This window comes from Kribbella sp. NPDC003505 (genome assembly GCF_040610875.1).
Classification (GTDB): domain Bacteria; phylum Actinomycetota; class Actinomycetes; order Propionibacteriales; family Kribbellaceae; genus Kribbella.
Genome location: NZ_JBEXNA010000006.1, coordinates 207,171 through 232,105 on the forward strand (window position 1 = coordinate 207,171; position 24,935 = coordinate 232,105).

Sequence of the window (24,935 nt, forward strand, 5' to 3'; positions counted from 1 at the left end):
CCTGCCAAGCACTCGACTCCGACTGCCCCGTCGCCGACCACCCCGCCCCACCCGGCCCGCCGGACTGGGGAGCCGACTGCTGCGGGCTCGACTGCCACGGGCTGGTTGCGGGAGGCCCCGGCGGGGTCGACCCGGACTGCCAAGAACCAGGCTGACCCGACTGCCCAGCATCAGGCTGCGATGCATTCGGCCGCCCGGACCCCGACCCACCAGCCCCGCCCTGCACCGCGCCACCCTGCGCCGAACCGGACTGGCCTGGGCCCGAGTGCCCGGGGCCCGACTGCGGCCGGCTGCCCCACGAAGGACCGGGCTGACCCGGACCTGGTTGACGCGGTCCGCCCTGTGCCGGTCCGCCCTGTCCCGGTCCGCCCTGTGCCGGTCCGCCCTGTGCCGGGCCGGCCCAAGGGGAGGTGGACTGGCCTGGGGCGGGCTGGTCGGGGTGTTCTCGGCGGTTGGGGTCCCAGCCGCCGTCGAACCAGTTGTTGGCGGGTTGTTCGGACTGGCCCGGGTTGCCGAACTCCCGCTTGGCGTCGGTGTCGCCGGTCCACCAGGTGGCCGGCTGACCCTCCCCACGGCCCTGCTCACCGGGAACGTCCCCACGAGGTCCGCCCTCGTTGTCCCGGGAGCCGAACCACCCACGACCTTGGTCCTGACCGGGAACGGGCTCCTGCGGGCGGCCCGGCTGATCGTCAGCCGGGTCGCTCCCCGGGGGCTGGTTCCTGTTGTCCGACATCGATGCTCCTCACGACCTTGCTTCCTACAGCGCGTTGGTGGGGCGCCGAAGCCGCCTCCCCCCGGACATACTCTGCGCGATCCGGATCCACCAGGCTAGCTATCTCGGCCGGTCGCCCCGAACTGGACCGCTCTCGCCCCTCATTGCACCTTGGCGGCAGGTGCGACGAAGGTGTTGCAGGCGCTCGGGTTGCGGGCGTTCCACCCGCGGGTCGCCCAGTACTGGTGGTTGTTCGCGTCGCCGTGGTCGTTCGCGTCGTCGGTCACGTGCCCGATCAGCCAGCGCCACTGGAACAGCGACTGCCCGGTGATCGGGTAGCTGCGCCGGTTCGCGCCGATGAAGATGTCGGAGAAGCAGGACGCCTGGAGTTCGAGCCGCCGGCTGTCCTGCAGTTCCATCGCGTACGTCGGCCGCTCGTACCGGATCCGCGCGTAGGCCTGCAGGATTCCCATGTTGTTCTGGACGTGGTGCCCGTACTCGTGGGCGAACTGGTGCAGCATCCACATCCGCGCCCACACCTTCTGGTAGCTCTGCGGGTAGCGGTTGTAGTTGCCGATGTCCTCGGTGAGGTTCATGTAGATGGTGTCGGTGGTGCCGCAGAAGAACGGCGGCCCGGAGTCGCTGTTGGTCCCGCACGGCGTCGTGATGCTGCCGCTGAACACCTGCACCTTCGGCGCCCGGAACCGCCCGCCGGCCTTGGTCACCAGCGGCGCCCAGGCTCGGTTCAGGCAGCCCACAAGGTTCTTGTAGTTGGCCCGCGCACCGGCCACAGTGCTCTGCCGTGCCTTGGACTCCTTGCAACTCACCGAGGCCATTGCACCGGCCTTGTACAACCTGTTGCGCAGCACCAGGTCGCTGTCGGTCGGACCGGGATTGGTCGTCGGCTTGCTGGTCGCGGTCGTGGTCGACCGCGAAGTGGTCGGCCGTGGTGCCTGCGTGGTCGGCCGGGTGGTCGGCCGGGTGGTGGTCGGCTCGGCGCTGGTCGGGCTGGCGGACGGCTTCTGCGTCGGCTCGTTGGTCGGGCTGTACGACGTCGTGGTGGTCGGTTCCGCGTACGACGGATCGCCGTTGTGCTCGAGCGCCAACGACACGATCCGGAGCCCGATCACACCGACCACGAGCACACCGAGCAGCACGAACACGGCGATCAGCCCGCCGCGCCCCTTCTTCGGCGGCTTCGGTCCGCCAGGCGGAGCACCCCAGCCGAACTGCGGCTGCCCGGGTCCCGGGAGCGGCTGCCCCTGGAACGACTGTCCGTGGAACGGCTGCCCAGGAAACGGCTGCCCAGGAAACGGCTGCCCGGGAAACGGCTGCCCCTGGTACGGCGAACTCTGGTACGGCGGGCCCTGGGGTGGCCCTTGTGGCGGGCCAGGCGGGCGACCAGGAGGCGGTGTGCCGCCGTACCCCGGCCCTTGCTGCCAGGGCGGAGGCGGCTGCTGCGGCGGGTACTGCTGCCCGGGCGGTGGTCCCCATTGGTTGCCTGACACACCTGGGACGCTACCGGAGCCAGGGCTCAACTTACTCGGGCAGGCGAGGCGGACCAGGTGTTGCAGCTGGCCGGGTTACGGCTCTGGAAGGCCTCGCGGCTCCAGGCTCCGTGGTTGGTGGTGCTGCCGTGGTCCCGCGGGTACGGCGGCCGGTCGCCGCTGTTGTTCACGTCGTACAGCCACATCTGGTACGCGTACCCGGTGATCCCGTAGCTGGCGCGGTTGGCGCCCAAGAACACGTTGCCGAGACAGGAGGCCTGCAGTTCGAGCCGTCGGCTCAGCTGCAACGCTCCGGCGGCGGACGCGTCGTACCGGAGCTTCTCGTAGGCCACGCCGAGCCCGGTCATCCACTGCACCGCGTGCGCGTACTCGTGCGCCATGGTGAAGGTGCCGACCATCCGGCCGAACGTCGGGTTCTGCTGGTAGAACGTGACGATCGACGGTGACTCCATATAAATGGTGTGCGTCGTCGGGCAGTAGAACGAGCGCCCGACCCCGCTGCCGCACGGTGTCGTAACAGAGCCGCCCCAGACGATCAGTCCGGGTGACCGGTAGCGGCCGCCGGACGTGGCGACCTGCTTGGGCCAGGCGCGGTCGAGGCAGGTCTTGATCGCTTTGAAGTAGGCCGACGACTGTGAGCCGTTGCCGAGCCCGGTCCGGGCCTGCTTGCAGTTGACCGTCCGCATCGCACCGGTCTTGTACAGCCGGTGGGTCGCGTTGAACGTCGCCGGGCTGACGGTCTGCACCGGCTTCGGCGGGGTGACCTTCGTCGTCGTGGTCGTTGCCCGAGGCGGCGGAGCGACGGTCTTCGACGGCACGGTGGTGGCCGGGACAGAGGTTGTTGCCGGCTCAGGGGTTGCGGACTCGGTGGCGACCGGCACGGTCGCGGCCGGTCCGTCGTTGCCCTGTGTGAGTTTCACAACCAGGAACACGCCACCGGCCGCGACCACGGCGAGGAGTGCGACGACGAGCAGCGCCGCACCGCCGGACTTCTTCCGGGGCGGCTGCGGTGGCAACGGTCCCCATCCGTACTGCGGGCCGGGCGGCGGCGGAGGCGCGTAGTACTGCGGGGGCACGGAGTACTGCGGCGGGGGACCGCCCTGGTAGCCCTGCTGCGGCGGCGGGCCGTATTGACCGGGTCCCGGTCCCCATTGGTTGCCTGACACTCCCCAGACGCTATCGTGCCCGGTGTCAACCTGACCCTCTCTCTACGGTGTGATTGGGCGATGCGTCTACGTCTCCTCGGGCTATCCCTGTGTGCCCTCGGCCTGCTCGGCCTGTCCACTGTCCCAGCCGGTGCGAGCAGCGCCGCGGCCGCGGACGCAACCAGCGCCGCCGCCGACCCGGTGGTGACCAACTACGACAGCCAGGTCCGGGTCGAGCGCGACGGCCTGCTCCGGGTCGCCGAGACCTGGAAGCTCAGCAATGTGAACGGGACCTTCACCCGGTTCATCGTCACGCGGGACCACCTGCCCGACGACATCGACCACGTCCAGGAGATCGGCGACCTGACGGTCAAGGCCGGCGGCCAGGACAAGAAGGCCGAGCTGAAGACCGAGGGCGACGTCACGTCGATCGCCGTCCCGGACGTCAGCAGCGGTACGACGCAGCTCGACTTCACGTACACCGTGAAGGGCGCGGTGGCGAAGACCCTGGACGGCACCGAGGTGCGGTTCGCGCCGCTGACCGGGATCAGCCTCCCGATCCAGGCCGCGAACGTGGTCTTCAGCGTCCCCGAGGTCTCGCACGTCTCCTGCTTCGCGGGCCCGATCGACAGCAACATCCCGTGCTCGCTGGCGCAGATCGGCGAGACCTCCGGCCCGACCTTCCAGCAGACCGCGCTGCCGCCGGGCAACACGGTCCGGATGGCCGTCGGCTTCCCGAAGGGACAGATCGCCGACAACTCGATCATCGAGTACCGGCACACCTTCAAGCGCGCCTTCTCCACCGACGCGGCACAGCTGATCACCGCGCTGGCGGTGCTGCTGCTCGGCGCGATCGCGCTGTTCGCGTTGTACCGGCTGCGCGGCCGCGACCAGGTCGACCCGCGCCGCGTCGTACCGGCGTCGCTGTTCAGCCTCGGCACCGACGCGCGGATCGACTTCACGCCGCCGTCCGACCTGCGCCCCGGTGAGGTCGGCACGCTGATCGACGAGCGGATCGACCCGGTCGACGTCACCGCGACGATCATCGACCTGGCCGTCCGCGGTCATCTGACGATCACCGAGCTCGAGCACAGCACCGAGTTCGCGCGGCCGGACTGGGAGCTGCGCCGGGTGTCGAGCGCACCCGCGGAGGAACTGCAGCGGTACGAGAACGTCCTGATCCGCGCGATCTTCGGCGACGCCGACTCGGTGCTGGTCTCGGAGCTGGGCAAGCAGGTCCGCGCGAACCTGGAGCAGGTCCAGGACGCCCTGTACGACGGCGTGGTCAAGCGCGGCTGGTTCACCGAGCGCCCGGACCGCACTCGGTCGCTGTGGGCAACGATCGGTATCGCGACCACGGTCGTCGGTGTGGTCGCCACCGTCCTGCTGGCCCTGCTGACGACCTGGGGCCTGCTCGGTCTGGCCATCACGCTGGTCGGCGTCGGCCTGCTCGTGGTCGGCCGCTACATGCCGGCCAAGGCCCCGGCCGCCGGTCGTGTCCTCGGCCAGGTCGCGGCGATCCGCGGCGAGCTGCTGGAGATGGACGTCAGCGAGCTGCCGACCGACCAGCACGCCGAGCTCTGCTCACGCGCCCTGCCGTACGCCGTCGTGCTCGGCGGCTCGGAGCGCTGGATCGACGCCCTCGTCGCGACCGACACCACGCCGGACGAGGCGGACGAGGGCTTCACCTGGTACCGCGGTCCCAGCGGCTGGCACCTGCACTACCTGCCGGACTCGCTGCGCAACCTCACCACGAACCTGACGGGCGCGCTCTTCGCCCGCTGAGGTCCACAAGAACAGTGCCCGCCACGCCGCCCCGGCGTGGCGGGCACTGTCGTTTCTGGGTGGCCCTACCAGTTGTGCTGCGGATCTGTTGGCGCCGGCAACGGTGTGCCCTCGGGGTGGAGCACGTAGACCAGCCCGCCCGAGTGCGGCACCCAGGCGTTCTCGAACGCCTCCCGGTCGTACGTCGTCCGCACCTGGTCGTTGCTGGCGATCAGATGCGACGCCGGGTCGTTGACGACCACGTTGCCGGCCTGGTCGAAGCCGACGATGACCATCAGGTGCCCGTTGGTCCCGTAGCCCGCGCCGGGCAGGTCGCCCTTCTTGAACGACAGCGACGCGATCAGCGGGATGCCCGCCTTGATGAACTGCTCCGCCTCGGTCAGCGAACGCAGCCGGGTGACGAAGGCGTCCACGCCGCGCGAGCCGGCGTACGCCGTGTTGAACGGCCAGTTGCCCGCACCGTCGTACGCGTAGTCGAAGACGGACCGCGCCGAGTGGTCCACCTGTGGATCGGGATCGGTTGGATCGACCCATGCCGTCTCGGCCGCGGTCGGACCGGCGCCCCAGTAGTCGAGGACCATCGCCGTCGAGGTCGCCGAGCACCAGGCCTCGCCACCGCCGTCCCACTGCGGGTAGTGGCCGATGTGCGTCTCCTGCGAGTACGTCGGTACGTCGAGAACGATGCCCTCCGCGCCGCCGAGGGGGCTGACGGCAACTTTCTTGTCCGACGGCAGCTGGGATGCCATCGCCCCGACGGAGCGGACCACCGGGGACTGCGTCGTGCCGCTCAGCCGGTACAGGGTGACCTTCAGTTGCCAGCGGTCCAGCGACTTGCCGGTCGCGGCCTGGAAGGTGTCCACGGCAACGGAACCGTCGGCGTCGCCCTGGCTCGGCACCGACGTCCGGTGGATGTCGCCGGCCGCGGTGTCGTCGCCGCCGGACCAGCGGCCGAGCACGTACCACTTCGTGGTGGTACCGAGGTTGGTCGTCCCCGCCAGGGATACCTCGACCCAGGTCCCGGGCGGCGTGGTCGCGTTCCAGGACGCGACCAGCTCGGTCAGCCCGAAGCCGGTGCTGACCTGCGGCGAGACCCAACTGGTCCGGTCGTAGGACTTGGCGGTGCCGTCGCCGAACGGGTCGACGTACGACGTGGTGCCGGTCGACGTACCGAACGTGAGGGCGCCGTCGGCGACGGTGGTGCCGGACTGCTGGCCGGCCAGGAAGTCGGCGCTGGACGTCCAGGTCCGGTAGGCGATCTGCCGGGCGGGTGAGACCTTGACGGCTTCGCTCGGCAGGGCGCCGGCGCTGAGCACGACCACCCCTAGCATCAGGGCGGTGACGGAACGGGCAGAAGTCATGTTCCGAAGGTAGACCGGTCGGCAGTTGCTGTCATCAAGACGGCGCGCCGCGGGCAGAAACTTACGAACGCTTGTCCCACTCGCTGTAGAGCATCGCGAACACCAGCTCGTCGGTCCACTCGCCCTTGAGGTACTCGTTCTGCACGAAATGCGCCTCCTGCCGCAGGCCGAGCCGCTCGAGCAGCTTGACCGACCCGGTGTTGCGCGCGTCCAGGCGGGCGATGATCCGGTGCAGGCCGAGTTCCTCGAAGCCGAGCCGCAGCAGCTCGGCCGACGCCTCCGCGGCGTACCCGTGGCCGTGCGACTCCGGGTGAAAGACGTACCCGATCTCGCCGGTGCGCTGGTCGACGTTGTTCATGAACAGCGTGACCTCACCCAGGTGCCGGCCGGTGTCCCGCAGGACGACCGCGACGGTGAGCGCTTGACCGTCGGTGTCCATCGGGACATCGGCCAACCGGCCCGTGAGGGCCTCCTTGACCTGCTCCGGCGTCCGTACGTCGTACAGCAGATAACGGGTGACGTCGGGGTTGGACTGCAGCTTCAGCAGGTCGTCGTAGTCGTTCTCGACGTAGCGTCGAAGGGTCAGGCGGTCAGTCTCGATCGGCAGCGAGTAGCTCACCGATCGAGACTATGCGACCACCGCAACCCGTTTAGCCGTTGGCGAGTGCCTGCAGCCGGTCGTACGCGCCGTTGAAGTGGCTCTGGTCGATCGGCGACGAGGTGAACTGCCAGAACGTGTAGAACGGCCAGCCGCCCGGCAGTGTCCCCACCGTGGAGGAATAGCGCGCCACCCACAGCGGGTTGGTCGAGTTGAACGCGGTGGTGTTGCCGGTGCACCGGCTCCACCAGTCGTAGTTCGTGTAGATCACCGCGTCGCGTCCGGTACGGGACTTGTAGGTGTTGAGGAAGTCGCGGATCCAGCTGACCATCGCCGACGCGCTCAGCCCGTAGCAGGTCGCGCCGTACGGGTTGTATTCGATGTCGAGCGCACCCGGCAGCGTCTTGCCGTCACGGGACCAGCCGCCGCCGCTGCTGGCGAAGTAGTTGGCCTGCGTCGCGCCGCTGGAGCTGTTCGGCAGGGCGAAGTGGTACGCGCCGCGAATCATGCCGACGTTGTAGGACCCGTTGTACTGCTGGGCGAAGTACGGGTTCTTGTACGACGTGCCTTCGGTCGCCTTCACGTACGCGAACCGCTTGCCTTGACCCCACCAGTAGGCCCAGTCGACGTTGCCCTGGTGACTGGACACGTCGATGCCTTCGACCGTCGCCGTGATGCCCATGTCGGCGGGCGCGGCGGCGCTGCTGCTGCTGGTGGTGGTGTTCTGGGTCCAGCCCATGTAGGCGTCGCCGGCCTTGTCGATGCCGTGCTGGCGGGCCTGTGCGGTGGGCTGGGGAGTGCTGCTTGCTTGGGCGGAGCCGGTCGAGGCCAGGATCAGGCCAAGAGCGACGGCGGCACCCGTGAAAAGGGCGGACTTCACGGTTTCCTCCAGAGCGATGAGGGGCGGACAGAGCGCTCGGCGATGGTCTTACCCGCATTCGGCAACAACCAACCCTTGAGGCCGGTTGTTCGGTGATTATTTACCGGCATCACCTCCCGTTACCCTTGACCGGTGACACTTCGCTTGTACGACACCGCAACAGCAGCAGTGCGAGATTTCGAGCCGGTCCACCCGGGCAAGGTCGGGATCTACCACTGTGGGCTGACGGTGCAGGGTGCCCCGCATGTCGGGCACATCTACAAGGAAGTGGTCTTCGACGTCCTGCGGCGCTGGCTGGAGCGGTCCGGCTACGAGGTCACCGTGATCGCGAACGTGACCGACATCGAGGACAAGATCCTCGCCAAGTCCGCCGGGCGCGGCGTCCCGTGGTGGGCGCACGCCTACGAGTTCGAGCGCGAGTTGCACTGGGCGTACGACGTGCTCGGCTGCCGCCCGCCGACGTACGAGCCGCGCGCCACCGGGCACATCCCGGAGATGCTCGAGATGATCGAGCAGCTGATCGACCGCGGGCACGCGTACGTCGCGCCGGACGGATCGGGTGACGTCTACTTCGACGTCCGCTCCTGGCCGGCGTACGGCGCGCTGTCGCACCAGCGCATCGACGACATGGAGGCCGCCGAGGACGCGGACCCGCGCGGCAAGCGGGACCCGCGCGACTTCGCGCTGTGGAAGGGCTGGACCGAGGCCACGCCGCGGACCGCCTCCTGGCCGGCGTCGTGGGGCCGCGGCCGCCCGGGCTGGCACATCGAGTGCTCGGCGATGGCCGGCAAGTACCTCGGTGAGGAATTCGACATCCACGGCGGCGGGCTGGACCTGCGGTTCCCGCACCACGAGAACGAACTGGCCCAGTCGACCGCGGTCGGGCAGAAGTTCGCCCGGTTCTGGATGCACAACGCGCTCGTCACCACGGCCGGCGAGAAGATGTCGAAGTCGATGGGCAACAGCGCGATCGTGCGGAACGTGGTCGAGCGGGTCCGCCCGATCGAGCTGCGGTACTACCTGGTCCAGTCGCACTACCGCTCCGTCGTGGAGTTCTCGTTCGAGGCGCTCGACGAGGCGGCGAAGAGCTTCCAGCGGCTCGAGGGCTTCGTGCACCGCGCCGCCGAGGTGACCGGCGGGGTCGAGCCCGCCGCCGAGCTGCCCGGCGACTTCGTGGCCGCGATGGACGACGACCTGGGGACGCCGGCGGCGATGGCCGTGCTGCACAACACCGTGCGGGACGGCAACAAGCTCGTCGCCGACGGCGACTCGGAGGCCCTGCGAGAGGTGCTGGCGGCCGTGCGCGGGATGCTCGGCGTGCTCGGTCTGGACCCGCTGGCTGAGCCGTGGGTGTCGCGCGCCGGCGGCAATGACGCCCTCACCGAGGTCGTCGACGGGCTGGTGAAGGCTCTGCTCGAGCAGCGGCAGGCGGCCCGGGCACGCAAGGACTACGCCGCCGCGGACGACGTCCGCGACCGGTTGAAGGCGCTCGGCGTCGTCGTCGAGGACACCCCGCAGGGACCACGCTGGTCCCTCGCATCTACAGACGAAGGAAACTGACGTGCCAGGCAGCAGCCAGCGCAAGGGTGCCATCCGGAAGAAGCCGCGGGGCAACCCGACGGCAGGTTCCGGTGGCCGGGTCCGCCGCGGACTCGAGGGCAAGGGTCCGACGCCGAAGGCGGTGGACCGGGTCAAGCACCCGGCCCACAAGCGGGCGAAGGCGGCCGAGCGGGCCAAGGAGCGGGAGCGCAGCCGCCGCCCGGCGCGCAAGGACGGCGACTCCTCCGTCGAGTGGGTGTACGGGCGGAATCCGGTGGTCGAGGCGCTGCGGGCCGGCGTACCGGCCGCGGCGCTGCACGTTGCCGAAGGCACCGAACGGGACGCCCGGCTGCGCGAGGCGCTGCTGGTCGCGGTCGAGACCGGTGTGTCGGTGCTCGAGGTGCCGCGCACGGAGCTCGACCGGGTCACCGCGGGCGGCGCCCACCAGGGGGTCGCGCTGCAGATCCCGCCGTACGAGTACGCGCATCCCGACGACCTGCTGGATCGGGCGTACGAGGCGCAGGAGGTGCCGCTGATCGTGGCGCTCGACGGCGTCACGGACCCGCGCAACCTCGGCGCGATCACCCGCTCCGCGGCGGCGTTCGGCGCGCACGGCGTCGTCGTCCCGGAGCGCCGGACGGCGTCGATGTCGGCCTCGGCCTGGAAGACCTCGGCAGGCGCCGCGGCCCGCATCCCGGTGGCCCGCGCGGGCAACCTGAACCGGGCGCTGAAGTCCTACAAGGAAGCCGGCCTGCTGGTCATCGGCCTGGACATGAACGGTGCCGTCGACCTCCCGTCCTTCGAGGCCGCGACCGAGCCGCTCGTCCTCGTCATCGGCTCCGAAGGCAAGGGCCTGGCCCGCCTGGTCCGCGAGAACTGCGACCTGATCGTCTCGATCCCGATGACGTCGGCCACCGAGTCGCTGAACGCCGGCATCGCCGCCGGCGTCACCCTCTACGAGATCTCCCGCCGCCGCGCTTGATGTACCTACGTGATGTAGTTACATTGGTGGCATGAGGACGATCGGGCTGCGGGAGCTGAATCAGAACCCGTCGAAGGCGGTAGCCAGAGTGCGCGCCGGCGAGACCATCGTGGTGACCGATCGCGGTCGCCCGGTCCTCCGTCTGGTACCTGAGGATGCCCGCCCAGGCGTGCTGCAGCATTTGCTCGACTCGGGCGAGGTGACTCCTCCGGCCGAACTCGGAATGCCGGATCTGATGCTGGAGTTGGCGCCCGACGTCGCCAGCCTGTCCGACCTGTTGATCGAGGACCGGGACAAGGAGCGGCGCAGGTGATCTATCTGGACTCCTGCGCACTGCTCAAGTTCATCAAGCCCGAAGCCGAGTCGACGGCTCTGCGTGCATGGCGGGAGGCGTTGCCGGCGGAAACCGAGTTGCTGACCAGCGAGCTGGCGAGCCTGGAGATCACCCGTACCCTTCTCCGTGCCGGGGTCGACCACCAACAGGTGCCGTACTTCGCGGGGCAGGCGGTCCGCGGCATCTACCTGGTGGATCTCACCTCCACAGTGCTCGGACGTGCAATGGCGTACCGGACGGCCAAGCTAGGCTCACTGGACGCCATCCACCTGGCCAGCGCGGAACCGTTCCGCTCCGACCTGTCCGAATTCGTGACGTATGACAAGGAGCTGACCACGGCGGCCGAGGAACTCGGCTTTCCGGTGCTGTCGCCGGCCTGACCGACTGCGCCCCGGACCAGGATGGTCCGGGGCGCAGCTGTGTGGATCAGTAGACGCTCACGCCGTAGCGGGAGAGTACTTCGGTGACGGGCTGGAAGTAGGTGGTGCCGCCGGAGGAGCAGTTGCCGGAGCCGCCGGAGGTGAGGCCGAGGGCCACCGAGCCGGCGAACAGCGCGCCGCCGGAGTCGCCACCTTCCGCGCACACGGTGGTCTTGATCAGGCCGTAGACGGTGCCCTCGGCGTAGTTCACCGTGGCGTTCGTCCCGGTCACCGAGCCGCTGTGCACGCCGGTCGTGCTACCGCTGCGCTTGACCGACTGGCCCACGTAGGCGTTGCCGGCCGACGTGATGTCCTGAGTCGACCCGTTGTACAGGTCGACCACGCCGGGGTGGTTGGTGTACGTCGACGCGTACTTCACGATCGCGTAGTCGTTGGTCGGGAAGCTCGAGCCGGTCACCGATCCGAGCAGAGTGGTCTTGCTGGAGTTCGCGTACCAGTTGGACGCGATGTTCCCGCAGTGGCCGGCGGTCAGGAAGTAGTAGACGCCGGAGCTGTTCCGCACGTTGAAGCCGAGCGAGCAGCGGTACTGCCCGCCGTAGATGGCGTCGCCGCCGGCGATGTACTTCGTCAGCTTGCCGGACATCTTCTCGAGCTTGATCCGGTCGCCGAACTGCTTGGTCACACTGGTCAGCTTCGAGAATTTCGCGCCGGTGACGGTCTCGTCGTACGACACGATGATCCGGCCGTCGGGGTCGGTCTGCCACGCCGTCCCGGGGATCGTCGCGTTCTCGCTCAGGGCGGACGTGATCGCGGCGGCCGACAGGCTGGACGGGTTGACCGGTGCGGCCGAGGCCTGCGTCGCCAGAAGTCCGGTGGCAGCAAGCCCGGCCGCGGCCAGAACAGCGAGGGTACGGCGGAAGGGGGACATGTTCATGGTTGATGCCTCCTCACGATGAGGACGCCTTCGGGGCGGGGCGTCCTTGACTCAACCGTGACGAGTCCTACCCACTATCTCCCTGAGTATTCAGACAATCTCGGAGAGTAGGGGAAACCTGCGCTCAGTAGATGTAGACCCCGTACGCGTTCAGAGCCTGCACGACCGGCTGGAAGTACGTCACGCCGCCCGACGTGCAGTCGCCGGAGCCGCCGGAGGTGAGGCCGAAGGCGTACTGCCGGTAGAACAGCGGCCCGCCCGAGTCGCCCGGCTCGGCGCAGACGTTGGTCCGGATCAGGCCCACCACGCGTCCGTCGCCGTAGTTGACCGTCGAGTTCAGCCCGGTCACCCGTCCGCTGTGCAGGCCGCTGGTCGCGCCCGAGCGGTACACCAGCTGGTTGAGGCCCGGGTTCATCGCCCGGGTGATGTCCTGCGAGCGCCCGTTGTAGAGGTACACGCTGCCGCCCGGAACCTTCAGCGGGATGTCGGTGCGGTACACGACCAGCGAGTAGTCGTGGTACGGGTACGCGGCGTGGTGGACCGCGCCGGTGAACACCTTGTGGCCCGGGTCCTGGTACCAGCGGGCCGCTTCGACGCCGCAGTGACCGGCCGTGAGGAAGTAGTACTTACCGCGCCGCTGCACGTTGAAGCCCACGGTGCACTTGTACTCGCCGCCGTACGTCGCCATGCCGCCGCTGATGTACTTCTGCAGCTTGCCGGGCAGCTTCTCGAGCTTGACGTTCGGGCCGAGCTGCTTGGTCAGGCCGGTCAGCTTGCTCAGCTTCGTGCCCGTGACCGTCGGGTCGTACGACACCAGCACGGTCCCGTCCGGCTGCGTCATCCACGCCGTACCGGGGGTGTGGATCTGGTCGTTCAAGGTCGCGGTGATCGCCCTCGCGGACAGCTTGGGCGGTTTCACCGGGTCGGCCCCCGCCGGCACGGCGGCGGTCAGGGCGAGGGCGGCGGCCGCCACCATGGCCGCTGTTCGTCGGAGAGTTTTCATATCATCAGCCTTCCGGGGCGTACGGCTCTGATGCGCGGTATGGCAGCAAGAGGACGGGCACCAACCCTAATGGGGCCGACGGTTCAGTCGAGCCGCAGAGAGTGCAGCACGAACGAGGCCAGCTCGCGGTAGGCCTCGGCGTCGTTCAGCCCGGTCCGCCGGGCGATGTCGCCGCGCTGGATCGCCTGCATGGTGTGCGCGATCATCTCGGCCGCGAACGCGATGTCGACCTGCCGGAAGGTCTTGTGGTTGATGCCGTCCTCGATCAGCTGCCGGACCCGCTCGGCCGCGATCCGGGTGTTCCGCTCGTACACCGAGCGGGCCGGCGCGAAGGTGGCCACGTCGTCCAGGAAGGTCCTGCTCGCCGGCCGCAGGGCGTCGGCGACCGCGTTCAGGTAGGCCGCGATCCGCCGGTCGTGCCGGGTCTGCCGGGCGACCGCGGACTCCACCTGCGCGGTGGCGTTCTTGAAGTAGTGCTTCACCACCTCGACGGCCAGCTGCTCCTTGCTCGGCGCCAGCGCGTAGAGCGTCGTCTTGCTGCAGCGCAGCTCGGCGGCCAGGTCGTCCAGGGTGAACCGGCTGAACCCCTGCTCGAGGAACAGGGACAGGAGCCGGTCGAGCAGCTCGGACTGCCGGCGGGTGCGCCGCCCCGGAACGACTGTTGTCATATCGAGACAGCATAGAACGATACTGAACTATGTGCTCCAGTATCGTTCCGAGTATCATTTCGGGAGTTGTTGAGAGGGGGCTCTGATGGCTGTCGACCGACTCCTGCCCACTGACGAATCCATCGACCTGCTCGCCCTGGTGCGAGACCTGTGCGAGCACGAGCTCGCTCCGCACGCCGCGCACGCGGAGGAGAGCGAGACCTTCCCGCGGTCCGCGTTCCGGACGCTGGGGAAGGCGGGCCTGCTCGGCCTGCCCTATCCGGAGCAGTACGGCGGCGCCGAGCAGCCGTACGAGGTGTACCTGCAGATGCTCGAGGAGATCGCGTCTGCCTGGATGTCGGTCGGCGTCGGCGTCTCGGTGCACACGATGACCAGCTACGCACTGGCGCACTTCGGCTCCGACGAGCAGCGCGAGCGGCTGCTGCCGGACATGATCGGCGGCGAGCTGCTCGGTGCCTACGCACTGTCCGAGCCGCAGGCCGGCTCCGACATCACCGGCATGACGACGCGGGCGGTCCGCGACGGGGACTCGTACGTCCTGAACGGGACCAAGGCGTGGATCAGCCACGGCTCGCACGCGGACTTCTACACCACGTTCGCGCGGACCTCCGACGACCGGACGCACGGCATCTCGGCGTTCCACGTGCCGGCCGGCAGCGACGGCCTCAGCTTCGGGGCTCCGGAGCGGAAGATGGGCCTGACCGGGTCGACGACCACGCTGGTCAACTACGACGACGTCCGGGTCCCGGCCGGCAACCTGATCGGCGCAGAGGGTGACGGGATGCGGATCGCGTTGTCCGCGCTCGACTCCGGCCGGCTCGGGATCGCAGCCTGTGCGGTCGGCCTGGCGCAGGCGGCGCTCGACGTCGCCACGGCGTACGCGAAGGAGCGGCAGCAGTTCGGGCAGGCGATCGCGGACTTCCAGGGTGTGCAGTTCCTGCTCGCCGACATGGCCGCGGCGGTCGAGTCCGGGCGGGCGACGTACCTGCACGCCGCGCGGCGGCGCGACCTGGGCCGGACGTTCACCCGGGAGGCCGCGATCGCCAAGCTGGTCTGCACGGACGCGGCGATGAAAGTCACGACCGATGCCGTCCAGGTGCTCGGTGGGTACGGTTACACCCGGGAGTTCCCGGCCGAGCGGTACATGCGTGAGGCCAAGGTGACCCAGATCTTCGAAGGTACGAACCAGATCCAGCGGCTGGTGATCAGCCGCGACCTGCTCAGGAGTGCTTCATGATTCTTGGCCCGTCCGACGTCGCCCTGGTCACCGGTGGTGGTTCCGGGCTCGGAGAGGCGACGGTACGACGGCTGGCGGCGGACGGGCTCGGGGTGGTGATCGTCGACCTGCCCTCGTCCGCGGGCAAGGCCGTCGCCGACGAGCTGGGTGATCGGGTGGTGTTCGCGCCGACCGACGTCACCGACGAGACCGCGGTCGGCGCCGCGCTGGACGCCGCCGAGGCGCTCGGCACGCTGCGCGTGGTGGTGAACTGCGCCGGTGTCGCGACGCCCGGCCGGGTCGTCGGCCGCAAGGGTCCGTTGCCGCTCGCAACGTTCCGGCAGGTGATCGAGATCAACCTGATCGGCACCTTCAACGTACTGCGACTGGCCGCTGAGCGGATGATCGCGTCGGAGCCCGGCGCCGACGGTGACCGCGGCGTCGTGGTGATGACGGCGTCGATCGCGGCGTACGACGGGCAGGTCGGCCAGGCCGCATACGCGTCGAGCAAGGGCGGGATCGTCGCGCTCACGCTGACCGCCGCACGGGACCTCGCCGACAACGGCATCCGGGTCGTCACGATCGCGCCGGGCACGATGGAGACGCCGATGCTCGCAGGGCTTCCCGAGGAGACCCGCACGGTCCTCGAGCAGCAGGTCCCGCACCCGTCCCGCCTGGGCAAGCCGTCGGAGTACGCCGCGCTGGTCCGGCACATCGTCGACAACCAGCTCCTGAACGGCGAGGTCATCCGCCTCGACGGCGCCCTCCGCATGCCACCGCGCTGATGCGCGTCCGCGCGGCCCTGCTGCGCACGGGCTCGCCGATCCTCCAACTCTGGTGGCGGATCCGCCGCCCTACCACCTTCGGCGTCAAAGCCCTGCTACGCCTGGAGGACGGCCGCTTCCTCGTGGTCCGCCACTCCTACGCCGACACCCGCCGCTGGGCCATCCCCGGCGGCGGCTACAACCCCGACCGCGAAACCCCCGCGCAGGCAGCGGCTCGGGAGGTGTACGAGGAACTGGGCCTGACCGTACCCGCCTCCGCCTTCAGGCTCGTGGACACCGCCGTCACCACACTCCAGGGCAAACACGACACTCTCACGATCCTCACCGCGTTCGCCTTCGACGACGCGCTGCACCTGTCCGCGGAGATCGCCGAGGCCCGATGGGTGAAAAACCTTCAGGAACTAGCGGATGCGCCGCTGTCGAAGTGGTTGCTCAGGGCACTCGTCGAGTAGTTGCGCACCCCTTTCGGCACGGCACCAAGTGGACGAAGTACAAGTGCGTCAACGGCTCGGCGTACCCCGGCGACGACTACGAGCTCTGGGTCGTCTACAAGTAGCTCCTCACAGCGCTGAGCTGAGCCGAAGCCAGCAGACGCCGTGCGCCGGAACGGCGTACGTGCGCTCGGTCGTCGGCGCGCCGGTCCACAGGTCGTGCGTCGGCGCGGGCAGCTCGGCCGGAAGCGACATCTCCCGGGGTGAGGCACCGGTCCAGAACAACGCCGCGTAGGAGCAGTTGTCGCCCTGCGCGGTCCAGACGATCAGCTCGCCGTCGTCCATCGGCTCGCGGACGATCTCGCGGCCGTCGGACGACGACTGGAGCAGCTCGGCGAGGGCCGGATTCGCCAGTAACGCAAGGGTTTCCGGGGAGCTGGTGGGAAGGTCGCCGCCCATCATCAGCGGCGAGCGTCCCATCACCCACAGGGTCAGCAGCGTCTTCTGTTCGTCGACGGTGAGGCGGCTTTCCCGGTCGGCGCCGCGCTCGGCGCGGATGCCGATGTGGCCGAGCGGCAGCATGTCTGCGTCCGCCCAACCGCCGGCCTGCTGGAACGGCGCCCAGCGCGCGAGCCGGGCGAACTGCGCGTGCACGTCCTCCCATCGGTCCCACAGATCGTCCGAGATCCGCCACAGCTGCGCGTTGGCCCGCAGATGCTCGACATGATGGGTGGACAGGTGTGTGCCGGGCGACAACGACAGCACGATGTCCCGCCCGCTCCGCTCGATCGCCCGCTCATACGCCGCGATCTCGCGGTCGTGGTACGGCGCGAGCATGTCGTCCGCCTTCACGAAGTCCACGCCCCAGGCGGCGAACTGCGCGACCTGCGCGTCGTAGTACGCCTGCGCGCCGGGGTGGTCGTGGTTCAGCCCGAGGTTGTCCGGGTTCCACGGGCAGACATGCTCGGGGTCCGCGATCTGCCGAGCCGTCCACTCCGTCCCGTACACCGGGAGGTCGAGCTCGACCGCGCGCCGCGGGATGCCGCGCATGATGTGCAGGCCGAACTTCAGCCCGAGCTCGTGCACCTTCGCGGCCAGCGGCGCGAAGCCGGCGCCGCCTGCGGCTGAGGGGAACCGCAGCGGGGCCGGCAGTTGGCGGCCGTGGTCGTCCAGGACGACCGGTGCGTTCTCGTTGTAGCCGTGCGAGCGGGCGGTCGGGTCGTACCAGGCGATGTCGACGACGACCGTGTCCCACCCGAACGGCAGCAACCGGTCGTGCATGACCTGTGCGTTCGCCAGGACTTCGGCCTCGGTGACCGTCGTCCCGAAGCAGTCCCAGCTGTTCCACCCCATCGGCGGGGTCGGCGCGCTCACCATGTCGAACGATCCGTCGTCGTGCCGATCTTCACGTGGCCCATTCGGGCGTCAGTCGGCTTCGGAGATTGCCGGTGTCGGGAGCGACAGTTTCTCGTCCGGCTTGGCGGCCAGTACGTCGTTCACGTACGAGCGGGCCGCTTCCATCGTGTCGACCTCGTGGCCGGCCTGCTCGGACAAGAACCAGCGGTGCTCGAGCACCTCGTGGAAGACCTCGGCCGGCTCGAGCTTGCGGCGCAGGTTGCGCGGGACCGACTGCACGACCGGCTCGAACACGTCGGTCAGCCACTGGTGGGCGACGATCTCCTCGTCCTCGTTCTGCTGGTCGGTGGCGGCCGCGAACGAGTCGAGGTCGTTGAGCAGCCGCCGGGCCTGGTTCTCCTCGACGTCCAGACCGGTCAGCCGGAGCAGCCGCCGGGAGTGGTGGCCGGCGTCCACGACCTTCGGCTGGATCCGGACCTGGCTGCCGTCCCAGTCCGTGATGATGTCGATCTCGGCGACGTCGAAGCCGAGTTCGTTCAGCCGCCGGATCCGCGAGTCGAGCCGGTGCATCTCGTCGGTGGCGAACTCCTCCGGCGCGGTCAGCTCGGCCCACAGCGCCTCGTACCGCTTCTGGATCGACTCGACGGTCTCCTGCGGGTCGATCGACTCGTCGAGCAGACCGCCCTCCTGCAGGTCGAGGAACTCGCCGAACAGGTTGATCTCCGCGGTGTAGAGGTCGTGCGCGCGCTGCCCGTCGGAGATGTCCTGGTGCAGCTCGCCGGTCTCGGCATCCACCAGGTACGCCGCGAACGCGCCGGCGTCCCGGCGGAACAAGGTGTTCGACAGCGAGCAGTCGCCCCAGAAGAACCCGTTCAGATGCAGCCGCACGATCAGGGCGACCAGCGCGTCGATCAGGCGGTTGACCGTGTCGGGACGCAGCGTGCTGGAGAACAGGGCCCGGTACGGCAGCGAGAACTGCAGGTGCCGGGTGATCAGGATCGAGTCGATGGGCTCGCCGTTGCGGTCCACACGGTCGGTGATGACGCCGACCGGCTCGACCGACGGCGCCTCCAGGCGCTCGAGGTCACGAAGCAGGCGGTACTCGTGCATCGCCAGGTGCTCGAGGACCTCCTTGATCGCGTACACGCTGCCGTTGACCCGGACGAAGCGGACCACGTGCCGCGAGATACCGCGCGGCAGCGCGACCAGCTGGTCTTCGGGCCAGTCCTCCAGCGGGACGTCCCACGGGAGCGACAGCAGACCGGTGTCCGGACGGGTGGCGACGAATCGAGGCACGGCCACCAGTGTGTCAGGAATCCCGGGAGAGTGTCTGAGTGTTCAGCGACGTACGCAAGTGGTTGCAAATTCTTGCGTGATGAGGCGTAGAGTTTGCGTCATGACACGACGACTTGCAGAGGTGGCCAAGAAGGTCGGCGTCAGTGAAGCCACCGTCAGCCGCGTGCTGAACGGGAAGCCCGGCGTGTCCGAGGCGACCCGCGAAGCCGTGCTCACCGCACTGGACGTGCTCGGGTACGAGCGGCCGACGCAGCTCAGAGGCGATCGTGCCCGGCTGGTCGGTCTCGTGCTGCCGGAGCTGCAGAACCCGATCTTTCCCGCGTTCGCAGAGGTCGTCGGCGGGGCGCTCGCACAGCAGGGCTTCACGTCCCTGCTCTGCACCCGGACGGTCGGCGGCGTGTCCGAGGCCGACTACGTGGACCTGCTCCTTCAGCAGCAGGTGTCCGGGGTCGTCTTCGCCGGCGGGTTCTACGCGCAGGCGGACGCGCCGCACCAGCACTACGAGCTGATCCAGGAGCGCAAGCTGCCGACCGTGCTGGTCAACGCGGCCGTCGACCACCTCGGGTTCCCGCAGGTCTCGTCGGACGACTACGTCGCCGCCGAGATGGCGATCGGCCACCTGCGCGCGCTCGGGCACCGGCGGATCGGGATGGTCCTCGGCCCGCGTGACCACATCCCGTCGCGGCGGAAGCTGGAGGCGTTCGTGGCTGCGGAGGAGACGGATCCGGACCTGGTCGAGCACACCATGTTTTCGCTCGAGGGCGGTCACGCGGCCGCGACCAAACTGGTCACCAACGGCGTCACCGGCATCGTCTGCGCCAGCGACATCCTCGCGCTCGGAGCCATCCGCGCCGTCCGCCGGGCCGGCCTGAGTGTCCCCGACGAGGTCTCGGTGATCGGGTACGACGACTCCGCGATGATGAACTGCACCGACCCGCCGCTGACCACCGTCCGGCAGCCGATCGACGCGATGGGTCGCGCCGCCGTGGACATGCTGGTCGCGCTGATCGAGCGCGCCACCGTACCTGCCGACGAGCTCCTGTTCGAACCTGAGCTCGTCGTCCGCGCGTCGACCGCCCGGGCCCGGATCTAGGGCACACCACCAGGCCGCCGCTGACCCATCGGGTCGGCGGCTGCTGTCGTTTGCCCTGCGCCAGGCAATCTCCCATAGGCAGTCACGTTTTTGCAATCTCAAATCGAAGTATTGCGCTCTTGCGTCCAGTTCCCTACGGTTGCCCCACGATCCGAGGGAGAGGGTGGACATGACGACAACGCGCCGCGGGCTCAGCCTGCTGCTGGTTGCGGGACTCGGGCTGGTGGCCGCGTCCTGCGGCTCGGGGGAAGACAAGACGCCGGCCGCCGACGGCCCGGTGACGATCACGGTCGGCTGTGAGCCGCCGAAGAGCAACCCGAAGGAGCGGACGGCCTGGGAGGAGGACGTCGCCGCGTTCCAGAAGGCGCACCCGAACATCACGGTCGAGGGCAAGGACGCGTTCCCCTGCATCAACCCGGACACGTTCCAGGCGAAGCTGGCCGGCGGGACCCAGGAGGACCTCTTCTACGTCTACTACACCGACGTCCGGAAGATCATCGACAAGAAGCAGGCCGCCGACATCAGCCAGTACGTCGGCACGGTCGGCAAGGCCAAGGACCTGCGCCAGGACGTGATGAGCGTCTTCAAGGATGGCGACAAGACGTACGGCCTGCCCCGCAACAACTACAACATGGGCCTGGTCTACAACCGCAAGCTCTTCACCCAGGCCGGTCTCGACCCGGCCAACCCGCCGAAGACGTGGGACGAGGTCCGGGAGGCCGCGAAGAAGATCGCAGCACTCGGTCCGGGGTACGTCGGGTTCGGTGAGTACTCGGCCGGCAACACCGGCGGCTGGCACTTCGCCGCGTCGCTGTATGCCCGCGGCGGGTCGATGGTCAGCGACGACGGCAAGACCGCGGCGTTCAACAGCGCCGAGGGCAAGGCGGTCCTGGAGAACCTGAAGAGGATGCGCTGGGACGACAACTCCATGGGCAGCAAGCAGCTGCTGCAGTGGGAGGACCTGATGCGCATGATGGGCGGCGGCAAGCTCGGCATGATGATCGGCGCGCCGGACGTCGTGCAGTCGGTGAACAACGACTTCAAGGGCAAGTTCGAGGACTACGGCGTCACGGCCGTGCCGGAGTCCGACGGGAAGTTCTCGCTCAGCGGCGGCGACGGGTACATGTTCAACCCGAAGGCGTCGCCGGAGAAGATCAAGGCCGGCCTGCTGTGGCTGGAGTTCCACGAGCTGACGCCGGGACAGGGCCAGTTCAACTACGCGCGGTCGAAGGAGCAGGGCCGTCCGGTCGGGCTGCCGATCCCCGACCTGTACGGGAACAGTGCCCCGGGCAACGAGATCAACACGCTGCGGAAGCAGTACGCCACCGTCCCGGTCGAGAACTTCACGCCGTATGTCAGTGCCCAGGGCAACATCACCAACAAGCTCGAGCCGCCGAAGGCGCAGGAGTTGTACGCCGTGCTCGACGTCGCGATGTCCGCCGTCCTGACCCGCAAGGACGCCGATATCGACAAGCTGCTGAGCGACGCCGAGGGCAAGGCCAACAAGATCCTCGCGAAGAACACGTAATGACCGTGACACAAGAGCGTGTCCGTCGTCCCCAGGCGCTGGGGGCGACGGACCCGCGATCACCCGACGACCACGGCGCCCTGCGGCGCGCGGTGGGGCGGAACCTCACGGCGTACGGGTTCTTGTGCGCCGCCCTGATCTGTTTCGCGGTGTTCTCCTGGTATCCGATGATCCGGGAGATCGTGCTGAGCTTCCAGCAGAACAACTTCGTCGATCCGGGGGAGTGGGTCGGGTTCGACAACTTCCGGACCGTGGTGGCGGACCCGGCCTTCCGGTCCGCGTGGCTGAACACCGCGGCGTTCAGCGGTCTCGCCCTGGTGATCGGGTACGCCGTACCGTTCGTGCTGGCCGTCGTGCTGAACGAGCTGAGGCACGCGAAGGCGTACCTGCGTTTCGTCGTCTACCTGCCGGTGATGCTCCCGCCGGCCGTCGCGGTCCTGCTGTTCAAGTGGTTCTACGACCCCGGAGCAGGTCTGTTCAACCAGGCGCTCGACGCGGTGCACCTCCCGCCGCTCAGCTGGCTGGACTCCACCAGTACGGCGCTCGTCAGCCTGGTGATCGTGTCGACCTGGATGAATCTCGGCACCGGCACGCTGATCTACCTCGCCGCGCTGCAGAGCATCCCGGGCGACCTGTACGAGTCGGCCGAGCTGGACGGTGCGGGTCTCCTGAAGCGGGTGTGGCACGTGACGATCCCGCAGACCAAGCTGATCCTGCTGGTGATGTTGCTGCTGCAGATCGTCGCGACCATGCAGGTCTTCATCGAGCCGTACCTGCTCACCGGCGGCGGCCCGGAGAACGCGACCGTCACCGTCGCCTACCTGATGTACCAGTACGCCTTCAACTTCGGCGACTTCGGCGGCGGCTCCGCGCTCGGCCTGATGCTGATGGTCGTCCTGCTGGTGTTCTCCACGGTCTATCTGCGGGTGTCGCGTGAGGAGGCTCAGCGATGAGAACCCTCGTGTCACCTTTGGCGCTGCGGACGCCGCACGGCCGGATCATCTACTGGACGGTCCTCACCGTCACGGTCGTCGGCTTCACCGGGGCGTTCGTGTTCCCGTTCTACTGGATGGTGAGCGGCGCACTCAAGTCGCCCGACGAGCTGGCGCAGATCCCACCCAGCTTCCTCCCGAAGTCGGCCGATTTCAGCGTCTACAAAGAAGCCTGGGATCAGCTCCAGTTGGGCGTCTTCCTCAAGAACACCGCGCTGTACGCCGGTGGCGCGTGGCTGTTCACGCTGGCGGTCGACGTCACCGCGGCGTACGCGCTGTCCAAATTGCGGCCGGTGCTCGGCAAGCTCGTGCTCGGCGCGATGCTGGCGACGTTGATGATCCCGCCGATGGTCCTGCTGCTGCCGACGTACCTGGTGGCGAAGGACCTGCCGGTCCTGCACCTGGACCTGCTGAACACACCGTGGGCGATCTGGTTGCCCGCGGCGGCGAACGGGTTCTTCGTGTTCCTGCTCAAGCGGTTCTTCGACTCGATCCCGAAGGAACTGCTGGAGGCCGCGGAGATCGACGGGGCGGCACCGCTGCGGATCCTCTGGTCGATCGTGCTGCCGGTGTCGCGGCCGATCATCGGCGTGGTGTCGATCCTGTCCGTGGTGACGGTGTGGAAGGACTTCGTCTGGCCGCTGCTGGTGCTGCCGGAGACGGACAAGATGTCGATCAGCGTCGGCATCGCGTCGCTGTCGGCCCAGATGCCGCAGAACGTCCTGATCGCCTCCCTGGTCATCGCCAGCCTGCCGACCATCCTCGTGTTCTTCATTTTCCAGCGCAGCATCATGGCCGGTCTGACGGCCGGAAGCCTGAAAGGTTAGGAGATTCGATGGCCGACGATTGGTGGCGCGGCGCTGCGATCTACCAGGTCTACCTGCGGAGTTTCGCGGACGGCAACGACGACGGGATCGGCGATCTCGCCGGGCTGCGGCAGAAGCTGCCGTACCTGGCCGAGCTCGGGATCGACGCGATCTGGCTGAACCCGTGGTACCCGTCGCCGATGGCCGACGGCGGGTACGACGTCGCCGACTACCGCGCGATCGACCCGGCGTTCGGCACCCTCGCGGAGGCGGAGGCGTACATCGCCGAGGCGCACGCGCTGAACATCCGCACGATCATCGACATCGTCCCGAACCACGGCTCGGACCAGCAGAGGTGGTTCGTCGAGGCACTCCGGGCCGGGCCGGGGTCGCCCGAACGTGAGCGCTTCCTGTTCCGTCCGGGCCGCGGCGACGGACCGCCCAACGACTGGCAGTCGATCTTCAACGGACCTGCCTGGACCCAGGTCGCCGACGGCGAGTGGTACCTGCACCTGTTCGCTCCCGAGCAGCCGGACTTCAACTGGCGCAACCCCGAGGTCGTCGAGGAGTTCCACGACATCCTCCGGTTCTGGCTGGACCGTGGCGTCGACGGCATCCGGATCGACAGCGCCGCCGTCCTGTTCAAGGACCTGGACAGCGTCGAGGAGTCGTACACCGACCACGACGAGGTGCACGAGGTGTACCGCGGCTGGCGGCGCGTCTCGGACGCCTATGACGACCGCTTCTTCGTCGGCGAGATGTGGATGCCGGACCAGGAACGGTTCGCGCTGTACCTGCGGCCGGACGAGATGCAGACCGCGTTCAACTTCGACTTCCTGTCCCGCCCGTGGGAGGCCGGCGAGCTCCGCGCGTCGATCGACCTGACGCTGTCCACCCACGTCCCGATCGGCGCGCCGCCGACCTGGGTGCTGTCGAACCACGACGTGACCCGGCCGGTCACGAAGTACGGCCGTCCCGACACGTCGTTCTCGCATCAGGACCGCAAGCACGGGATGCGTACCGATCTGGTCCTGGGCGAACGTCGCGCCCGCGCGGCCGCACTCCTGGCCATGGCGCTACCGGGCGGCCTCTATGTCTACCAGGGCGAAGAACTCGGTCTCCCGGAAGTCGAGGACCTGCCGGACGAGTTGCTGCAGGACCCGATCTTCGCCCGGTCGGGTGGTCTCGACCGTGGTCGAGACGGTTGCCGTGTGCCCCTTCCGTGGTCGGGCAAGGAGCCGCCGTTCGGCTTCGGGTCCGGTACGCCGTGGTTGCCGCAGCCGGCGGACTGGAAGAACCTGACGGTCGAATCCCAGCGCCACGACCAGAACTCGATGCTTTCCCTGTACCGCAGCGGTTTGAAACTCCGCCGCGCACTGCTCGGCGACGGGGCGCTGACGTGGCTGGACTCGCCCGCCGACGTACTCACGTTCCGCCGCGAGAACCTGACCTGCATCACCAACCTCAGCGCCGGCGCGGTCGACTTGCCGCCGTACGACGAGCTGCTGATCTCCAGTGTCCCGCTGGATGCCGGCCGCCTGCCGTCCGACGCCACCGCCTGGGTTCGCTGACCACCTGCCGGGGTCAGGGAACAAGGTATTGCTTG

General features: G+C 68.7%; 23 protein-coding genes. 13 read left to right on the top strand and 10 right to left on the bottom strand.

All coding sequences use genetic code 11. The features are described 5' to 3' along the window. Window positions 1–873: 873 nt before the first annotated feature. Together ABZX12_RS22230 and ABZX12_RS22235 are read right to left on the bottom strand one after the other, a co-directional pair. Window positions 874–2,220 (bottom strand): neutral zinc metallopeptidase, encoded by a 1,347-nt coding sequence (locus tag ABZX12_RS22230; protein ID WP_355695827.1) that lies wholly within the window; start codon window positions 2,218–2,220, stop codon window positions 874–876. A 26-nt stretch (window positions 2,221–2,246) separates the two neighbouring features. After that, window positions 2,247–3,386 carry a neutral zinc metallopeptidase gene (locus tag ABZX12_RS22235; protein ID WP_355695829.1) on the bottom strand — a complete coding sequence of 380 codons (1,140 nt, stop codon included), beginning with the start codon at window positions 3,384–3,386 and terminating at the stop codon, window positions 2,247–2,249. 60 nt (window positions 3,387–3,446) lie between these two features. On the opposite strand from ABZX12_RS22235, the gene ABZX12_RS22240 reads away from it, so the two are divergent. Beyond that, window positions 3,447–5,150 carry a DUF2207 domain-containing protein gene (locus tag ABZX12_RS22240; protein WP_355695831.1) on the top strand — a complete coding sequence of 568 codons (1,704 nt, stop codon included), beginning with the start codon at window positions 3,447–3,449 and terminating at the stop codon, window positions 5,148–5,150. Window positions 5,151–5,215: 65 nt separating this feature from the next. Here the strand turns inward: ABZX12_RS22240 and ABZX12_RS22245 are convergent, their stop codons facing one another. The 3 genes from ABZX12_RS22245 to ABZX12_RS22255 form a co-directional block, all read right to left on the bottom strand. Beyond that, window positions 5,216–6,508, bottom strand: a complete 1,293-nt coding sequence (locus ABZX12_RS22245; RefSeq protein ID WP_355695833.1) for a peptidase C39 family protein — start codon at window positions 6,506–6,508, stop codon at window positions 5,216–5,218. Between the two features lie 61 nt (window positions 6,509–6,569). Then, the gene (locus tag ABZX12_RS22250; RefSeq protein WP_355695835.1) at window positions 6,570–7,127 is read right to left on the bottom strand and encodes a GNAT family N-acetyltransferase; all 558 of its coding nucleotides are present in this window, start codon (window positions 7,125–7,127) and stop codon (window positions 6,570–6,572) included. 31 nt (window positions 7,128–7,158) lie between these two features. Further along, window positions 7,159–7,986 carry a lysozyme gene (locus ABZX12_RS22255; RefSeq protein ID WP_355695837.1) on the bottom strand — a complete coding sequence of 276 codons (828 nt, stop codon included), beginning with the start codon at window positions 7,984–7,986 and terminating at the stop codon, window positions 7,159–7,161. 132 nt (window positions 7,987–8,118) lie between these two features. Here ABZX12_RS22255 and cysS point away from each other — a divergent pair, with 132 nt between their 5' ends. Genes cysS through ABZX12_RS22275 form a run of 4 tightly spaced genes read left to right on the top strand, consistent with a single transcriptional unit; the run spans window position 8,119 to window position 11,221 of the window. Then, complete coding sequence (cysS, locus tag ABZX12_RS22260) at window positions 8,119–9,546, top strand: cysteine--tRNA ligase (protein WP_355695839.1); 1,428 nt, start codon at window positions 8,119–8,121, stop codon at window positions 9,544–9,546. Between the two features lies 1 nt (window position 9,547). Further along, window positions 9,548–10,507: a 23S rRNA (guanosine(2251)-2'-O)-methyltransferase RlmB gene (rlmB, locus tag ABZX12_RS22265; RefSeq protein ID WP_355695841.1), complete on the top strand. Its 960-nt coding sequence runs from the start codon at window positions 9,548–9,550 to the stop codon at window positions 10,505–10,507. Between the two features lie 31 nt (window positions 10,508–10,538). After that, window positions 10,539–10,820 carry a type II toxin-antitoxin system prevent-host-death family antitoxin gene (locus ABZX12_RS22270; RefSeq protein WP_131294084.1) on the top strand — a complete coding sequence of 94 codons (282 nt, stop codon included), beginning with the start codon at window positions 10,539–10,541 and terminating at the stop codon, window positions 10,818–10,820. Continuing rightward, window positions 10,817–11,221 (top strand): type II toxin-antitoxin system VapC family toxin, encoded by a 405-nt coding sequence (locus ABZX12_RS22275; RefSeq protein WP_355695843.1) that lies wholly within the window; start codon window positions 10,817–10,819, stop codon window positions 11,219–11,221. Before ABZX12_RS22270 ends, ABZX12_RS22275 begins: the two co-directional genes overlap by 4 nt. Before the next feature lie 46 nt (window positions 11,222–11,267). On the opposite strand, the gene ABZX12_RS22280 is transcribed toward ABZX12_RS22275, so the two are convergent. The 3 genes from ABZX12_RS22280 to ABZX12_RS22290 all read right to left on the bottom strand — a co-directional run bounded on the left by ABZX12_RS22280 (window position 11,268) and on the right by ABZX12_RS22290 (window position 13,826). Beyond that, window positions 11,268–12,155, bottom strand: a complete 888-nt coding sequence (locus ABZX12_RS22280; protein WP_355695844.1) for a S1 family peptidase — start codon at window positions 12,153–12,155, stop codon at window positions 11,268–11,270. Between the two features lie 124 nt (window positions 12,156–12,279). Further along, window positions 12,280–13,158, bottom strand: coding sequence for a S1 family peptidase (locus ABZX12_RS22285; RefSeq protein WP_355695846.1), 879 nt, complete (start codon window positions 13,156–13,158; stop codon window positions 12,280–12,282). Window positions 13,159–13,241: 83 nt separating this feature from the next. Next, window positions 13,242–13,826, bottom strand: coding sequence for a TetR/AcrR family transcriptional regulator (locus tag ABZX12_RS22290; protein ID WP_131460575.1), 585 nt, complete (start codon window positions 13,824–13,826; stop codon window positions 13,242–13,244). A gap of 85 nt (window positions 13,827–13,911) precedes the next feature. Here ABZX12_RS22290 and ABZX12_RS22295 point away from each other — a divergent pair, with 85 nt between their 5' ends. Genes ABZX12_RS22295 through ABZX12_RS22305 form a run of 3 tightly spaced genes read left to right on the top strand, consistent with a single transcriptional unit; the run spans window position 13,912 to window position 16,279 of the window. Beyond that, window positions 13,912–15,063, top strand: coding sequence for an acyl-CoA dehydrogenase family protein (locus tag ABZX12_RS22295; RefSeq protein ID WP_355695848.1), 1,152 nt, complete (start codon window positions 13,912–13,914; stop codon window positions 15,061–15,063). Next, window positions 15,060–15,827 (top strand): SDR family NAD(P)-dependent oxidoreductase, encoded by a 768-nt coding sequence (locus tag ABZX12_RS22300; protein ID WP_355695850.1) that lies wholly within the window; start codon window positions 15,060–15,062, stop codon window positions 15,825–15,827. Before ABZX12_RS22295 ends, ABZX12_RS22300 begins: the two co-directional genes overlap by 4 nt. After that, the gene (locus ABZX12_RS22305; protein WP_355695852.1) at window positions 15,827–16,279 is read left to right on the top strand and encodes an NUDIX hydrolase; all 453 of its coding nucleotides are present in this window, start codon (window positions 15,827–15,829) and stop codon (window positions 16,277–16,279) included. The genes ABZX12_RS22300 and ABZX12_RS22305 overlap by 1 nt, the downstream gene beginning before the upstream one ends. Window positions 16,280–16,387: 108 nt before the next feature. On the opposite strand, the gene ABZX12_RS22310 is transcribed toward ABZX12_RS22305, so the two are convergent. Together ABZX12_RS22310 and ABZX12_RS22315 are read right to left on the bottom strand one after the other, a co-directional pair. Beyond that, a complete protein-coding gene (locus tag ABZX12_RS22310) occupies window positions 16,388–17,635 on the bottom strand; it encodes a glycoside hydrolase family 27 protein (protein ID WP_355695853.1) in 1,248 nt (415 codons plus the stop codon). A 48-nt stretch (window positions 17,636–17,683) separates the two neighbouring features. Further along, a complete protein-coding gene (locus tag ABZX12_RS22315; RefSeq protein WP_355695855.1) occupies window positions 17,684–18,910 on the bottom strand; it encodes a DUF4032 domain-containing protein in 1,227 nt (408 codons plus the stop codon). Between the two features lie 100 nt (window positions 18,911–19,010). Here ABZX12_RS22315 and ABZX12_RS22320 point away from each other — a divergent pair, with 100 nt between their 5' ends. The 5 genes from ABZX12_RS22320 to ABZX12_RS22340 all read left to right on the top strand — a co-directional run bounded on the left by ABZX12_RS22320 (window position 19,011) and on the right by ABZX12_RS22340 (window position 24,900). Further along, complete coding sequence (locus ABZX12_RS22320; RefSeq protein ID WP_355695857.1) at window positions 19,011–20,003, top strand: LacI family DNA-binding transcriptional regulator; 993 nt, start codon at window positions 19,011–19,013, stop codon at window positions 20,001–20,003. Window positions 20,004–20,172: 169 nt separating this feature from the next. Continuing rightward, entirely contained in the window at window positions 20,173–21,531 is a 1,359-nt protein-coding gene (locus ABZX12_RS22325; RefSeq protein WP_355695859.1) for an extracellular solute-binding protein, read from the top strand. Continuing rightward, window positions 21,531–22,484 carry a sugar ABC transporter permease gene (locus ABZX12_RS22330; RefSeq protein WP_355695861.1) on the top strand — a complete coding sequence of 318 codons (954 nt, stop codon included), beginning with the start codon at window positions 21,531–21,533 and terminating at the stop codon, window positions 22,482–22,484. The genes ABZX12_RS22325 and ABZX12_RS22330 overlap by 1 nt, the downstream gene beginning before the upstream one ends. Then, window positions 22,481–23,350, top strand: coding sequence for a carbohydrate ABC transporter permease (locus ABZX12_RS22335; protein WP_355695863.1), 870 nt, complete (start codon window positions 22,481–22,483; stop codon window positions 23,348–23,350). The genes ABZX12_RS22330 and ABZX12_RS22335 overlap by 4 nt, the downstream gene beginning before the upstream one ends. 8 nt (window positions 23,351–23,358) lie before the next feature. Beyond that, window positions 23,359–24,900, top strand: a complete 1,542-nt coding sequence (locus ABZX12_RS22340) for an alpha-amylase family glycosyl hydrolase (protein ID WP_355695865.1) — start codon at window positions 23,359–23,361, stop codon at window positions 24,898–24,900. Window positions 24,901–24,935: the final 35 nt, after the last annotated feature.